Below are 13,338 nucleotides of genomic sequence, written 5' to 3'. Positions count from 1 at the left end.
GATGAAGGGCTTTTCGCGATTGCGCCGCTTCTGGCACAAACAAAAGACCACGCCGCGTGTCGTCTGGCTTCATCGCGGGCGTGATCTGGCCATCGTGTTGGCAGTGGTGATCAGCTATATCCAGTTCGTGCATTGGGTTAAGCGTCCTGCGCCGCCCGCGCCGGCCTATGAAGAAGGCATGACGATTGATATTGAGGCCGCGACTCCCGGTGTGGCGTTGGATTTCCCCTCCAATCTACCACCGCCGCATCTATTGATGCAGCCGCCGACATCGCCTTTCGTTGAAGCACCAGAAACGACCGAGCCGGAAGGATCACCGGATTCCCTGCCCTTATGGCGGCGCAACGCCCTGTCCTTCAAGCCCAAACCGGGCATGCCGATGATCGCCATCATCATGGATGATCTGGGCCTCAACCACGCGGGTACGATGCGCACCCTGGCTTTGCCTGCGCCTATTACCGCATCCTTCCTGCCTTATGCCGACTCGCTGGCCCGACAAACGCGCCAAGCGCATCAGCGGGGACACGAGCTGATGCTGCATATGCCGATGGAGCCGATAGGTCTGCAAAATCCCGGCCCCGGAGCCTTATATGTAGGAATGAGCGAACAGGAACTGACCAAACGTCTGACCCTGGCCCTGAACAGCTTTAACGGCATGATCGGTCTGAACAACCATATGGGCAGCCGCGCCACGGCGGATGCCGCCACCATGAAATCCGTGATGCATACCTTAAAACGCTATGGGCTGGCCTTTGTCGATTCGGTGACCAACGGCAACAGTGCCGGGCTTGGCATGGCGCGTGAATTGGGAGTGCCGGTCGTCGCGCGTGACGTATTCCTTGACCACGACCCCTCGCCTCTGGCGATACGCATGCAATTGGCCATGCTGGAAAAAGTGGCGCGGCGTCAGGGCTATGCCGTGGCCATCGGCCACCCCTATGGGCAGACGCTGGCCGAGTTGGAAGCCTGGCTACCGACTTTGACGCAAAAAGGATTACAACAAGTTCCCGTCAGCGTCCTGTTGCGTCAGCGCACGCCGATTGTGGCCACCCCGCACAACAAGTCATCTGCCAAGGTCACGCCTGTGGCAGACTGACCGAGGCCACCGGACACCACAGAACATCATCAATCGAACCCGCACCCGTCAGCAACATGACCAGGCGATCAAAGCCCAAGGCAATGCCCGCGCTGGGCGGCATGCCGTGTTCCAAGGCGGCCAGAAAATCCTGGTCCACCGGATAGCGATCTCCATACAGCCTTTCGCGCAAGTCCATATCCGCCGAAAAACGCGCGCGCTGTTGCTCGGGATCGATTAGCTCGCCAAAGGCGTTGGCCAATTCCAGGCCGCAGACATACAGCTCGAACCGCTCGGCCAAGCGCGGATCGCGCGGCTTGGGACGGGACAACGCCGCCATGCTGATCGGATAATCCATCAGCACCGTGGGATGCGCCAGGCCCAAATGCGGCTCGATCCGTTCACCCAAAATACGCAAGACGATGTCTTCCCAACTGTCATCAGCCGCGACGCGAATGCCAATGCGTTCGGCCTCTCCAGCAAGAACGGCGGGATCCGGTTGATGTGGATCGGTACCGACATGCTGCATCAGGTCTATATCCGCATAGCGTTCGAAAGCCTCGCAGACCGTCAGCCGTTCCCATTCCTCGAAAACATGACAGACATGACCACGCCATTCGATGCGGCTTTTCCCCAATGCCCGTGCCGTCGCGCGCAATAAACCGATGCAATCCTCGATCAAGTCTCCGTAACCCGCATGGGCGCGGTACCATTCCAACATCAAGAATTCCGGATGATGCGTACGGGAACGCTCGGCATTGCGAAAGACATGCGCCAATTGGAAGAGCTTTGGCACACCGGCCACCAGCAGCTTTTTCATGGCGAATTCAGGACTTGTATGCAGATAGAGCGGCTCGCCCGGACCAGGGTCAAACGGTTCGCGCATGCGCGTTCCAAAGGCATGGACATGTGGTTCCATACACGGACTGATCTGCAAGATGGGCGTTTCCACCTCTTCAAAGCCGTTATGGGTAAAGAATCGGCGCATGGCGGCCGTGATCTTTTGCCGTTGGCGCAAATAGGAACGGCGCTCGGAAAAGACGTCCGGATTCCACCAGGGCGCATGCAAATGAGGTGATTGTGCCATATCTTGTTGCCAGTTAGTCTAGGGCTACACGATGTTGTGCGTTGCGCCTCTTTTAAAGGAGACACCATGCGTTGCCCATTTTGCGGGCATGATGACACTCAGGTCAAGGACAGCCGCCCGGCGGATGACAATGCGGCCATCCGGAGGCGTCGGCAATGTCCTGGCTGCGGTGCGCGTTTTACGACTTTTGAGCGGGTACAATTGCGCGAATTCGTCGTCATCAAAAGCGACGGCGGGCGCGAACCCTTTGACCGGGCCAAATTGGTGCGCTCGATGCGCCTGCCGCTGCGCAAGCGTCCGGTCAGCGAAGAGCAGCTGGAAAGAACCGTCAATGATATTTTGAACGAGTTGGACACCATGGGCGAATTGGACATCATCTCGCGCCAGATTGGCGAGCTGGTGATGCGCGGCCTTTTACACCTCGATCATGTGGCGTATGTGCGCTATGCCTCCGTCTATCGAGATTTCCGCGATCCAACCGATTTCCGGGAATTCGTGGCGACGTTGCAAGACGCCTCCAGCGCGGGGCTGAATCAGCCAGAACTGCCCGGCATCACCGATGTTAAACCAAACGGGGCAAAACGACGGTAAACACCGATCCCGGCCCATCGCTGCGATTATGGGCAAAGACAGTGCCGCGATGCGCGATGACGATCTGGCGCACGATGCTAAGCCCCAAGCCCGAATGCGTGCCGAATTTCTCGCCTGCCGGACGCTCCGAATAAAAGCGATCGAAGATGCTATCCAGCTTATTTTCCGGAATGCCGGGGCCACGATCTTCGACCGTTAGGCGCAAATGGTCACCGTCTTCGTCCTGCTCCACGCGCACGCGCACTTCCTGACCGGGAGGAGAGAAAGACAAGGCATTGTCGATCAAGTTACGCAGCACCTGCATCAAACGGCCTTCCATTCCCCACACGCGCCAGTCATTTTGGTCTGAGGGCATATCCACCACCAATACCGGCGCATGGGGACGTTCTAAAACCGAACGGTAAAGGTCGGGCAAGGCACCCAGCATTTGGACAAGAGAGACCGGCTCCGACTCGGCACGGCTCAGCTCGGCATCCAAACGCGAGGCATTCGAGATATCGCTGATCAAGCGGTCCAGGCGGTTCACGTCATCGGCGATGATCGCCAATAATTGGCGTTGGCGCGCGGGATCATCCAACTTCAAGGCGGTTTCCACGGCACTGCGCACCGAGGTCAGGGGATTTTTAATCTCATGCGCGACATCGGCGGCGAAATGCTCGATGGCATCCATGCGCTGCACCAGGGCATCGGTCATGGAACGCAGCGCTGCCGACAAATCGCCGATCTCGTCATGGCGGCGCGTAAGGTCGGGGATGCTGCCCGTCCGACGCAGATCGCGCATACTTCCCTGCCGAACGATTTCAGCCGCATGAGCCAGACGCAGCAGAGGCCGCGCAATGGTGCCGGCCAGATACAAGGACAACAAGACGGTGATCATCAGGGACACCGAGAATATCTTCAAGATATCCGAGCGCACCGAGGCTAGGGACGCTTCGATGCGTGCGCCGTTGCGCGTCAACATCACAGCGCCCAGGACTTGTTTGTATCTTTGCACCGGAACGGCGACGCTAAGGATCAAGCCGCCTTCAGGCAGGTTCCGCACGACCATCTCGGGATCGCCATCCAGCGCCGACTGGACTTCGGGATAATCCTGCGCGGTTTGCGGCGTGTTCTCTCTATACAGCGAATGGCGGCGATGTTCGAACAAACCGGCCAGACCGCGCAATATTTTGTGCATCTTGCCGCTCATGGTCTCTTTCGTGGGCGGCGGCAGCTCACGCACCTGCACCATACCCATACGGCCCAACAAAAACCGGCTATCCGATACCAGTTTGCCATCGGGCATGAACAGACGGGTGCGTGTTTCCGTGGTCTCGACAAGGCGGCGCAACATGCGCCGGGCAAGATCCGGCGACAGCCGGTGGATTTCATCCAGCCCTTCGATCACCGCGCCTTCGCCTAAGGCACTGGCAAAGATACGCGCCTCGGCACGCAACGCGACCTGTTCAGATTCGATCAGCTTGTCCTGATAACGTCCCAGATAGAGCAGGCTGCCCATCAGAATGGCCAGAGCCAGCACATTGACAGCCAGAATGCGCAAGGTCAGCGGCGAAACGGGCCGTCGCGCCGTTGGCAATCTCCGATAAGCTGTTTTTCCTGAGCGGGAATCCATGTCCCTACTGCGCCTGACTCTTTATGACAACCTTGAGCCAGGTTCGCATGATACGGGCCTTATTGCCAAGAAAAGTTAAATTTCGTATCCCATCAGAGGGAAATAGGGGGCCAAGGACCTCGTACACAAATTGGCAGTCTCATGGAATTTCGGCCTTTGCCAGGCATATATTCGATGCGGATCGCACGCAACAGGAGAATCGTATTCCGGCAGTCCCATTTGTCGCACAATCCGATTCAGTAATTGCGGGTCGGCTGCCAGATCCTCCAACTTAACCTCGATATACTGTTCAGGGCTGGGTGGACTCATTGCTTCTTTCACATGTGCCCACCGGGCGTAAATATTATTAAGGACCACCATGACATGATTGGGGTCATCTGGAGCCCAACGCTGCCGCTGCATTGATTCCAACACACCGCGCGGGTCGCGTGTGATATGAATCAGCGTGGCATCCGGGAATAGTGTCCATAAGAACGGTGCCTCCAAGATATTAAAGGGTGTTTTTTCGCACCATCCGATCTTACCGGATTCTAATGCCGGTTTGGAAAATAGCCGGTCCACAAATCGCGCCATGGCCGCCGTCAACGCCGTCGGATCTTCGAAATAGCGCGGGATGACAACACGTCTTTTCTGGTTTGTGGATGGGAAACAATAGCCGTCCACTAAATCTGAACCGGAGTCGTATGTGTACTCGAAATGCGTCATAAAAACCATCAGCTGACGCAAAGTTTCCAAGAAATGTTCCCGCCCAAAGACGCTGTATAATTTTGTCTCCTTGAAATCCCCGTCATCCGCATACCCCAAGACAAATCGCATCAGTTCGTCAAATCGCTTTAGCCCTGTATATGAGGTATCAGGTGTGTATTCTATGGTCAGTATCCGGCTGAGTTTGGCAAGACCATCAGGATCAACGATAAATCGTGTTTCTGCAGGTATCGCGTGGATATCGGGATGCTGTCCCAACCACCATAGCAATTCACCTGTCCCACAACGTCCCGTGCCGCCGATGAAGATGCGGTGACGGATTTGGTGTTGCGCGTCCTTAGTCATGCTTTTTAACATCCCCGAATGATTCAGCCACTTACCGCACGGCCAAATATCTGTTTCCGAACATTGGTGGCCGAAATCGCTTGCAAACCATCCGGTAGGACAATCTCCTCAATCGAATAACCCACATCGCGGCCATAATAGATATTCGTGACATTGGGGATAGCCACCACAGTGAAGCGGCCTTCCAAATGCCGCAGCGCCGATTCGATGCGTGTTTTCACTTCCATGAAACCAAAGGGATTCTTGGCGTCCGTGCCATGCGTGTTGCGAATAGCGATGCAAGCTTGGCCAACGCGGCGGATGCCTTCTTCGATCAACGCCTTGTGGCCGTCATGGAAAGGCTGATACCGCCCTACAAACAGCGCCGTCGGGGCTTGCGGATCAAAATGCGGACGCAGTGTGCGCATAATCTGATCGGCCCAGTAATGCGGCGTGCCCTCGGATGTCACGCGAAAGTCGTATGCCTGGGGAGATTCAAACAGACGATTGGTGTCGTCAAAGCGCCCTTCTTGAATGCGATCCAACCAAATGACGACCGCCTCGCCAAAAGCGGCGCGCGCTTCTTGAGTTGGACAGACAAAATCCGCAATCGCCCAGCCACCTGACTCCACCACGCGGTCGCACAACCACCCCATACGACGCGCCTGTTCAAGACGATCTTCAACCGAAAAGCCCAGGTCTTTGTTGATGTTCTGGCGGACCTCATCCGCATTGAAATGCACGGCATTCAGTAAGGGCGCCAAGGCCTTAGCCAAGGTGGTCTTGCCTGCGCCAGGCAGCCCCATGATTAGGATTTTACGCGCCATCTTATTGCTTCCTCCGGTCAGATCGACTCACCCGATCTTACCGTAATCGCAGCTACTTCTTAACAATCAATTGAGGAAGCCCCTATGCAGGGTTTCTATTCCGATGAGGAAGCGCGGGGAACATCATCTTTGCTCGGCAGATCATCTCCGATACTGACGCAAATGCGACGCTGGACAGAAGCTCTGTCATAAGCCTCTTGAATTTGCAAACGCAACCGAACACGCAAAGCAATGCGATCCTGTACCGCTTTCGGCAAATCCGACATCTTCAGCACATTGCGTTTGAGTAAAGCGGTAATGACATCCTCCACCGCGCGCGACATTTCATTATCAGTTCGCCGCAGCTCGGCAATGGCGGTCAAAACGGAATTAGTCTCTATTCCCTTCGACTTCAGGAAAGTGACTAACTCATCACTGTCAGGAGCCAGCACATCACAACCGGGGAATTGCCGCGCTGTGATCTTAGTGATGCTTCCTGCACTGTCGCGTATGACATATGGCATCGTGTTTCCACCTCTCCCTAGCGCATCCTAGAGCCACAATCATTAATTCCACGTTTATGCTTCCTTTTTCTCTTCCTCCTCATTGCCCTCCACGTCAGCTCCCCATTCTTCCTTAAGATTCTCTAGGCACTTCCTCATGCTGGCACGCCGCATCTGGTAATGCTGAGCGGATAGCGAGGCCACCATCAAGGGAAGAAATCCGTGAATGAACCACGCCAGAGCGGCAGCGCCGAAGACGCACACCCATGGATAAGGTTTACCCAGAGCGGCCATCACAGCGGACCAGGAGGTATCCTTATGAATCATCATCGCCACAACAGGTAGGCTCCCAGCTAACGACATCACCATGACGGAAAAAGGCAAGCCGCGCCCCATTTTACGTGAAGCCAACAAGGCGCAAGCTCCAGGAATAAGGCTCATGGCGAACATGCTGACGGGCGGGAACAGCGCGACAGACAGACCCAGGATCGCCAACAACGAAAATCCCGCCATGCCCTTGCCGGATCGGCCGGTGCGCGCACTGGATTTCTTGGGTGTATCTTTCTTTCCCATCATCCAGCCTCCCGCATCATAGGAACGCCCCCACCAACACGAAAGTCGAAATCAGCAGCGCCAGAATAACGCATACGAAGGTCGCGACCGGTCGCCCGACACGCTCGACAATCAATCGCGGATTCTTCAGTAGATCATCAATATCGGCAATAGCCTGCTTAGTCTGGGTGAATATCTTTTGCGCCATTGCGAAGCCCTGAAGATCACGCCCTTCTTCCGCGTCATTGTCCAGGGCCTGTAAGAGCGCGCCCAATTGCCCTTTTTCTGCCACGACAATGGCCTGCCGTCGCAAACGTTCACGCGTCGGATGGTGATGAATACGATCAATCGCCGGCTGACAGCACTTCAAACACCACCGCGATAAATTCGGCAACGCATTAGGGCCATGAAAATATTGTGCTTGGGCATAGATACTTAGTACCGAGATTGAACGCCGGTGACTGGATCCTTCCGAATGACCGAGAACACGGTAATGCGCATCTGAAACACGTCGCTCATGCACAGCGATGAATGCAGCAAGATGACGGTCCATCGGTTCACGACCATGCTGGGAAGTGTCATGGGCAAGTTGTTCCATACTTGTCAGCAATGAGGTCATATTGATCGCATAGGCATGGCGGATCATCGGACTTTGGCACGGCAAATTAGGATTTAGTTCGTACAACACCCTCTCGACACCCATGCCGTATCCACTCTGATCGATAACGCTGCCCATTCTGTCCAGCACTTGAATCAGGCTCAATAGATCGCCTTTAAGCTTGCTATCGACCTGCAGATTTAACCAAAATACGGGGAATTGCTGACTAATGAGTTCAGCAAGAATCTGCACACTACCACCAGTAGCCACCACATCCGCCAGCATGTCGCCGATACCGACTGGGGCCACCGCGATACCCTTGTAACGCAAGGGTGCAGTGGGATCGAGAGCAATGCATGCGCGGGTGACCATCGTTTCATCCACCGAGCTGCCCTGCTTGCTGGAGTGCCCTTCACCGATAGCCTGGGCGACATCCTCGGCTCGGCTGGTATCGTTGATGCTTAAACGTAGCCAGCGATCCATTTCGGCTTTTTTAAGTATTTTCACAGATTCAGCGACATGCTGGCTCATAGCCAAAGCCAATGGCCGCAATTGCCAATATTCACGTCCGTCGAATTGCAAGGCGCGCGTGCTACGCCGTGGGGGGTCAGCCTGAACGGAAGTCATTCTCCGTCCAGATGTCCATGCTAACAAAATATCCGTGTTCCAACGCGCGCGCGGGTCATCGACCAACAGGCCATGCAGCAATTCGTGATGCGCAGGTGCAAAGCGGTGACCGCTAATCAGCGTCGCAAAAGACCCCTGTTCGATGCGTTTGCGCAAGAATGTCTCGTCATCCATATTGCCCAAAGGATTGCGTCCCAGTAGCAGGAATAGCAACGTCACGCCCAAGGCGAATAAATCATCCGTCGGTGTGCCAATGCCACGCGCCGAGGCCGGATGCACCATGCCGCGCTCGACGGTTTCAAACATGGCCGGTTGTCCAAGGCTGGGCGGAGCCACCAGACAATCACCCAGCATCACTGTGCCACCCTCTTGGCAAAACAGATTGGTCGGCCTTAATCCGCCATGCGTGATGCCCGCACGCGTCAATTCAGACAGGGCGATGACGAGAGGCTGAATATAGCGATGATTGGCCTCTTCCTCGCGCGGGACGACGATGTTGTCTTGAAGACTGTTGATCAGCCGCTTGCCAATGGGTCGTTCATAGATAAAGACAAAACTTCGCCCGCCACCTGCCCAATCCACCACACCGGCATCCAATAGATGCATCACCGCAGGATTGCTGACGGATTTGATCGCCGCCGCCTGATCGCTGCGCGGAGACAAGTGGCTGGTGCAGCGCAAGGCAAACAAGGCCCCGCTGGTATCGCCGCGCAGTCGCGCGGCATAGGCGCTGGCCCCCGGAGTGTCCAATTCGGGCAAGGGGGAGCCGGGCAAAATCTCGTACAGGCGGTTCAATACCACGACGCCGCCGGCTTCCGCCTCGCTCATGCCGGATATCTCCTAGATCGTGGAATCGAAACAAGCACGGTTTTGGTTAAGGATGGCTGAAGGCACGGATTGGCGGATGAAGTTTTTTCCTGTTAATCTCCACCCACGCTTACATCCTCGAAGAACCCCAAGAGGCAGGCTATGGCTTTGATTCCATTTGATGATCGTGACGGCGTGATCTGGTATGACGGCCAGATGGTTCCTTGGCGCGAGGCAAGATTGCATGTGCTGAGCCACGGCCTGCATTACGGGAGCTGCGTGTTCGAGGGCGAGCGCGTCTATAACGGTCGCGTGTTTAAATTGACCGAACATTCCCAGCGTCTACGAGACTCGGCCCGGTTGATGGACTTCGAGATTCCCTATTCGGTCGAGCAGCTCGACGCCGCCACGCGCGCCGTGGTGGCCGCGCAGAAAGTGGAAAACGGCTATGTGCGCCCCGTCGCCTGGCGCGGCAGCGAGATGATGGCCATTGCCGCGCAGCAGACAAAGATTCATGTGGTGATCGCCAGCTGGGTCTGGCCGACCTATTTCGGCCTGGAGGCGCGCGAGAAAGGCATTTCCTTAAAAACAAGCCGCTGGGTACGCCCGGCCCCCGATATGGCGCCTGTCGCCGCCAAGGCCGCCGGCTTATACATGATCTGCACCATCAGCAAGCACGAAGCCGAGCGCGAAGGATTCAACGACTCCCTGATGCTGGATTACCGTGGTCAGATTGCCGAATGCACGGGGGCCAATTTCTTCATGGTCGTGAACGGTGAATTGCACACGCCAACGCCCGATTGTTTCTTGGACGGAATCACCCGCCGCACAGTGATCGACTTGGCGCGGCGGCGCGGCATCACGGTGGTCGAACGCGCCATCTGGCCGCAAGACCTGGCCCAGGCGCAGGAAGTGTTCATCACCGGCACCGCCGCCGAACTGACGCCCGTTGGCCGCATTGACGATCTAAGCTTCACGCCCGGTGCCATCACCCGACAATTGATCGAGGATTACACCGCAGAGGTAACAAAAGCCGCTTAAAGCGCCTCTGGCCTCAATCCTCCATCTCGGTTTTGCGTCCCAACAGGACGCTCTTGACCTCATCGGAGAAAGCCGACGATCTTGCTGGAGTGGAGTTCGGCAGCAAGTTTGTCGTCTTCCAGATGGGGCGACTACTTGCTTCTTAGGTTAAGACATTATGGAATATATCAAATATGAATTTCTATCGACCGATATGCTCCAATTGAAGTCGTCAGAAGCGAACGGCCCCATAAAAATAACTGAGAGTCCAAGGCCGTATGGCTTGACCATATCGCAGGAAAGCGCCAATGTGCGGACCGTGTATCCTAAAATGCAAATGAGTCGTGATGGGTAAAGAAGATCTAATCGAGTTCCCCGGCACCGTGACCGAGATGCTGCCCAACGCCATGTTCCGGGTCAAACTGGACAACGGGCATGACGTGCTGGCGCATACATCGGGCAAGATGCGCAAGAACCGCATTCGCGTCCTGGTGGGCGACAAGGTGAATGTGGAAATGACGCCCTATGACCTGACCAAGGGCCGCATCACGTTCCGCCACAAATAGCGGCTATCCCTATAGGCTCTTGATGAAACTGGTTTTGGCATCCTGTTCGCCGCGCCGCCTGGAATTGCTGGATAGGATCGGTGTGCGGCCAGATATCGTGGACCCGGCCGATATCGACGAAAGCGAACTCCCTGACGAAGTGCCGTTGCAAGCCGTGCGCCGTCTGGCTCTGGCCAAGGCGCAGGCGGTCGCGCAACGTCATCCCGATGATCTTGTCTTAGCCGCCGATACGATGGCAGCATGCGGACGGCGTATCCTGCCCAAGGCCGACACGCCCCAAATGGTGCGCGAATGTCTTCGTCTGCTGTCGGGACGCCGCCATCGCCTGATGACCGCCGTGGTTCTGGCACGACCGGGCAAGGCTCCCGCCTGCCGTGTCGCCACCAATATCGTCGCCCTCAAGCGTCTGGACGAGCGTGAGATCGAAGCCTATGTCGCTTGCGGCGAAGGCTTGGGCAAGGCGGGCGGATATGCCATCCAAGGGCATTTCGAGGCCTATGTGCGCTTTATCAGCGGCAGCGCCAGCGGCATCATCGGCCTGCCCTTGTTCGAGACGCGCCAGATGTTGCAAGGCGCGGGCTATCCGGTCATGTAACCGGACATGTCCATCACTGCCCCATCCATCATCCGCATTGCCCGCTTAAGCCATGAAGGAATGGATGTCGCCGCCGCGCTGCGCGATGGCGGCGTGACCGATATTTATGCCATCCCCGCAAAAGCCGTGCCCCTTTATGGCATGGTCACCCTTGGACGTATCGAACGGCTCATGGCCAAATCGGCCATTGTGGATATAGGTTCGGCTGGGCAGGCTTGGCTAGCCCCAACCCCTGGCGATATGGCGGCAGGCGACACGCTGAAACTGCGTGTGGTGGCCGAGGCCGCGCCTGGGAAACTGCCCCGAATTCTACGCGCGGAGGATGACGCGCAAGAAACGCGACCGGCTCTGACCGTCCTTGAACGCGCCCTGGAGGATCATCCCGGTGCGATCATTCTTGAATCCCCAAGCGAGGAAGACGAAACCGCGATTGAGAACGCCTTGCGGGAAATCTCGACCCCCTATGCGCCCCTGCCCGAAGGCGGCAGCCTGATGATCGAACCGACATCCGCGCTGGTCGCGGTGGATGTGAATGCCGGATCCATGCGCGGCCTGAACGCCGTCAACGCCGCCGCCGTCAAGGCCCTGGCGCGTCATATGCGCTGGCGGCAATTATGCGGCCTGATCGTCATGGATTGCGCCGGATCAATCACCAACGCCGCCAACCGCGCCTCTTTGCTGGATTTGCTGAAATCCACCTTCGCCGACGATCCCGCCGGGGTTCATGTGCATGGCCTGTCCAAATTGGGCCTAGCCGAAATCACCCGAACGCGCCGAGGATGGTCATGGCACGAGGCCAGACATCTTTAAGTGAGAAGTGTGATATTCCCTATGCATAACGGGACAAAAGCTACACAGACCAACGCCGCATCATGCTCGACATTCACCAGCTTCACGGTGGATTTGTCCTTTGGCGTTCATGATCCGTAGGCTTTTGACAAGCCCGCCGGTCTCAATCCCTGCGCGGCGTGGGACGATAAGCGAAGATATCCGAATCTTCCCAGCCGTTCAGATCTAATTCCACACGCACGGGCAGGAAGGTGAAACAGGCCTGAGCCAGGGGCAAGCGACCTTCACGAGTCAGGATATCGTCCAACTTCTGCTTTAACGCATGCAGATGCATCACATCTCCGGCCGCATAGGTCAATTGCGCTTGCGACAAATTGGGATTGCCCCAATCGGAGGTTTGCTGCTCCTTGGAAATATCGATACCCAACAAATCGCGGCACAGGTCGCGCAGACCATGGCGATCCGTAAAGGTGCGCGCCAATACCGAGGCGATCTTCGTGCAATAAATAGGGGCAGCCAGAACGCCCAACGACTGCCGCATGGCGTTCAGGTCCGCGCGGGCAAAGTGAAACATCTTGGTAACATTGGGGTCCTTCAGCAGACGGCGCAGATTGGGCGCGTCATAAGGCTGCGGACCGGGTTTGAATCGCACCAAATGCGCCGTGCCATCGCCCGATGAAAGCTGTACCAAGCACAACCGATCACGTTTGGGCTTCAGGCCCATGGACTCGGTATCCATGGCCACGCACGAGCCAAGGTCCAACCCATCGGGCAAATCGCCTTCGTGTAATGTGACTTTCATGATGAAGATGCCCCGCTGCTATGCTGGGGCACCTATCGACAGCCGCTCGGCTGCGAAAGGCCGCACCCAAGCTGGATGAACCATGATGGTGCCTCCCAAATGGGATGATATCGAACTATGAGGGCCCCCACGAAGTGATTAACACAATGGTTGAGTGTGGAGCAACCCTAAATAATCTTCAGCAAAATCCGCCGTCTAATGCGGAAGCCTTTTTTTGAAGAACATAAGTTTGCCTTCCCTTTTAAGTTTGAATTTGGTTAAAATCTTAACGATTTAGCG

14 protein-coding genes are annotated in these 13,338 nt (G+C 56.4%); 6 read left to right on the top strand and 8 right to left on the bottom strand.

The window, feature by feature from the left end:
• Position 1: 1 nt before the first annotated feature.
• Positions 2 to 1,096 (top strand): divergent polysaccharide deacetylase family protein, encoded by a 1,095-nt coding sequence (locus IPI58_09355; GenBank protein QQR69012.1) that lies wholly within the window; start codon positions 2 to 4, stop codon positions 1,094 to 1,096.
• Here IPI58_09355 and genX read toward each other — a convergent pair.
• Positions 1,077 to 2,162: an EF-P lysine aminoacylase GenX gene (gene genX, locus IPI58_09350; protein QQR69011.1), complete on the bottom strand. Its 1,086-nt coding sequence runs from the start codon at positions 2,160 to 2,162 to the stop codon at positions 1,077 to 1,079. The two genes, IPI58_09355 and genX, sit on opposite strands and share 20 nt — an antisense overlap.
• A gap of 66 nt (positions 2,163 to 2,228) precedes the next feature.
• Between genX and nrdR the strand changes: the two genes are divergently transcribed.
• A complete protein-coding gene (gene nrdR, locus IPI58_09345) occupies positions 2,229 to 2,753 on the top strand; it encodes a transcriptional repressor NrdR (protein ID QQR69010.1) in 525 nt (174 codons plus the stop codon).
• On the opposite strand, the gene IPI58_09340 is transcribed toward nrdR, so the two are convergent.
• From IPI58_09340 to IPI58_09315, 6 genes are all read right to left on the bottom strand, one after another.
• A complete protein-coding gene (locus tag IPI58_09340; GenBank protein ID QQR69009.1) occupies positions 2,725 to 4,365 on the bottom strand; it encodes a stimulus-sensing domain-containing protein in 1,641 nt (546 codons plus the stop codon). The genes nrdR and IPI58_09340 overlap by 29 nt on opposite strands.
• 75 nt (positions 4,366 to 4,440) lie before the next feature.
• Positions 4,441 to 5,415 (bottom strand): sulfotransferase, encoded by a 975-nt coding sequence (locus IPI58_09335; GenBank protein ID QQR69008.1) that lies wholly within the window; start codon positions 5,413 to 5,415, stop codon positions 4,441 to 4,443.
• 23 nt (positions 5,416 to 5,438) lie between these two features.
• Complete coding sequence (locus IPI58_09330; protein QQR70100.1) at positions 5,439 to 6,200, bottom strand: adenylyl-sulfate kinase; 762 nt, start codon at positions 6,198 to 6,200, stop codon at positions 5,439 to 5,441.
• 116 nt (positions 6,201 to 6,316) lie between these two features.
• Complete coding sequence (locus IPI58_09325) at positions 6,317 to 6,724, bottom strand: hypothetical protein (protein QQR69007.1); 408 nt, start codon at positions 6,722 to 6,724, stop codon at positions 6,317 to 6,319.
• A gap of 54 nt (positions 6,725 to 6,778) precedes the next feature.
• Positions 6,779 to 7,279, bottom strand: coding sequence for a hypothetical protein (locus IPI58_09320; protein QQR69006.1), 501 nt, complete (start codon positions 7,277 to 7,279; stop codon positions 6,779 to 6,781).
• A 13-nt stretch (positions 7,280 to 7,292) separates the two neighbouring features.
• The gene (locus IPI58_09315) at positions 7,293 to 9,308 is read right to left on the bottom strand and encodes a serine/threonine protein kinase (protein QQR69005.1); all 2,016 of its coding nucleotides are present in this window, start codon (positions 9,306 to 9,308) and stop codon (positions 7,293 to 7,295) included.
• Between the two features lie 141 nt (positions 9,309 to 9,449).
• Here IPI58_09315 and IPI58_09310 point away from each other — a divergent pair, with 141 nt between their 5' ends.
• From IPI58_09310 to IPI58_09295, 4 genes are all read left to right on the top strand, one after another.
• Positions 9,450 to 10,328 (top strand): branched-chain amino acid aminotransferase, encoded by an 879-nt coding sequence (locus tag IPI58_09310; GenBank protein ID QQR69004.1) that lies wholly within the window; start codon positions 9,450 to 9,452, stop codon positions 10,326 to 10,328.
• 326 nt (positions 10,329 to 10,654) lie between these two features.
• Complete coding sequence (gene infA, locus IPI58_09305; GenBank protein ID QQR69003.1) at positions 10,655 to 10,873, top strand: translation initiation factor IF-1; 219 nt, start codon at positions 10,655 to 10,657, stop codon at positions 10,871 to 10,873.
• Positions 10,874 to 10,895: 22 nt separating this feature from the next.
• Positions 10,896 to 11,468 carry a septum formation protein Maf gene (gene maf / locus IPI58_09300; protein ID QQR69002.1) on the top strand — a complete coding sequence of 191 codons (573 nt, stop codon included), beginning with the start codon at positions 10,896 to 10,898 and terminating at the stop codon, positions 11,466 to 11,468.
• 6 nt (positions 11,469 to 11,474) lie between these two features.
• Positions 11,475 to 12,278: a ribonuclease E/G gene (locus IPI58_09295; GenBank protein QQR69001.1), complete on the top strand. Its 804-nt coding sequence runs from the start codon at positions 11,475 to 11,477 to the stop codon at positions 12,276 to 12,278.
• A gap of 142 nt (positions 12,279 to 12,420) precedes the next feature.
• Here IPI58_09295 and IPI58_09290 read toward each other — a convergent pair whose 3' ends face one another.
• A complete protein-coding gene (locus IPI58_09290; protein ID QQR69000.1) occupies positions 12,421 to 13,059 on the bottom strand; it encodes a ribonuclease D in 639 nt (212 codons plus the stop codon).
• Between the last annotated feature and the right edge of the window lie 279 nt (positions 13,060 to 13,338).

It is taken from the genome of Alphaproteobacteria bacterium (assembly GCA_016699305.1).
GTDB lineage: Bacteria > Pseudomonadota > Alphaproteobacteria.
This window is presented reverse-complemented; position numbering and strand designations above follow the sequence as displayed.

Excerpts from the sequence above, each read along its gene's own strand:
- IPI58_09355 (QQR69012.1), top strand. The coding sequence starts at position 2 with ATGAAGGGCTTTTCGCGATTGCGCCGCTTCTGGCACAAACAAAAGACC.
- genX (QQR69011.1), bottom strand. The coding sequence starts at position 2,162 with ATGGCACAATCACCTCATTTGCATGCGCCCTGGTGGAATCCGGACGTC.
- nrdR (QQR69010.1), top strand. The coding sequence starts at position 2,229 with ATGCGTTGCCCATTTTGCGGGCATGATGACACTCAGGTCAAGGACAGC.
- IPI58_09340 (QQR69009.1), bottom strand. The coding sequence starts at position 4,365 with ATGGATTCCCGCTCAGGAAAAACAGCTTATCGGAGATTGCCAACGGCG.
- IPI58_09335 (QQR69008.1), bottom strand. The coding sequence starts at position 5,415 with ATGACTAAGGACGCGCAACACCAAATCCGTCACCGCATCTTCATCGGC.
- IPI58_09330 (QQR70100.1), bottom strand. The coding sequence starts at position 6,200 with ATGGGGCTGCCTGGCGCAGGCAAGACCACCTTGGCTAAGGCCTTGGCG.
- IPI58_09325 (QQR69007.1), bottom strand. The coding sequence starts at position 6,724 with ATGCCATATGTCATACGCGACAGTGCAGGAAGCATCACTAAGATCACA.
- IPI58_09320 (QQR69006.1), bottom strand. The coding sequence starts at position 7,279 with ATGATGGGAAAGAAAGATACACCCAAGAAATCCAGTGCGCGCACCGGC.
- IPI58_09315 (QQR69005.1), bottom strand. The coding sequence starts at position 9,308 with ATGAGCGAGGCGGAAGCCGGCGGCGTCGTGGTATTGAACCGCCTGTAC.
- IPI58_09310 (QQR69004.1), top strand. The coding sequence starts at position 9,450 with ATGGCTTTGATTCCATTTGATGATCGTGACGGCGTGATCTGGTATGAC.
- infA (QQR69003.1), top strand. The coding sequence starts at position 10,655 with ATGGGTAAAGAAGATCTAATCGAGTTCCCCGGCACCGTGACCGAGATG.
- maf (QQR69002.1), top strand. The coding sequence starts at position 10,896 with ATGAAACTGGTTTTGGCATCCTGTTCGCCGCGCCGCCTGGAATTGCTG.
- IPI58_09295 (QQR69001.1), top strand. The coding sequence starts at position 11,475 with ATGTCCATCACTGCCCCATCCATCATCCGCATTGCCCGCTTAAGCCAT.
- IPI58_09290 (QQR69000.1), bottom strand. The coding sequence starts at position 13,059 with ATGAAAGTCACATTACACGAAGGCGATTTGCCCGATGGGTTGGACCTT.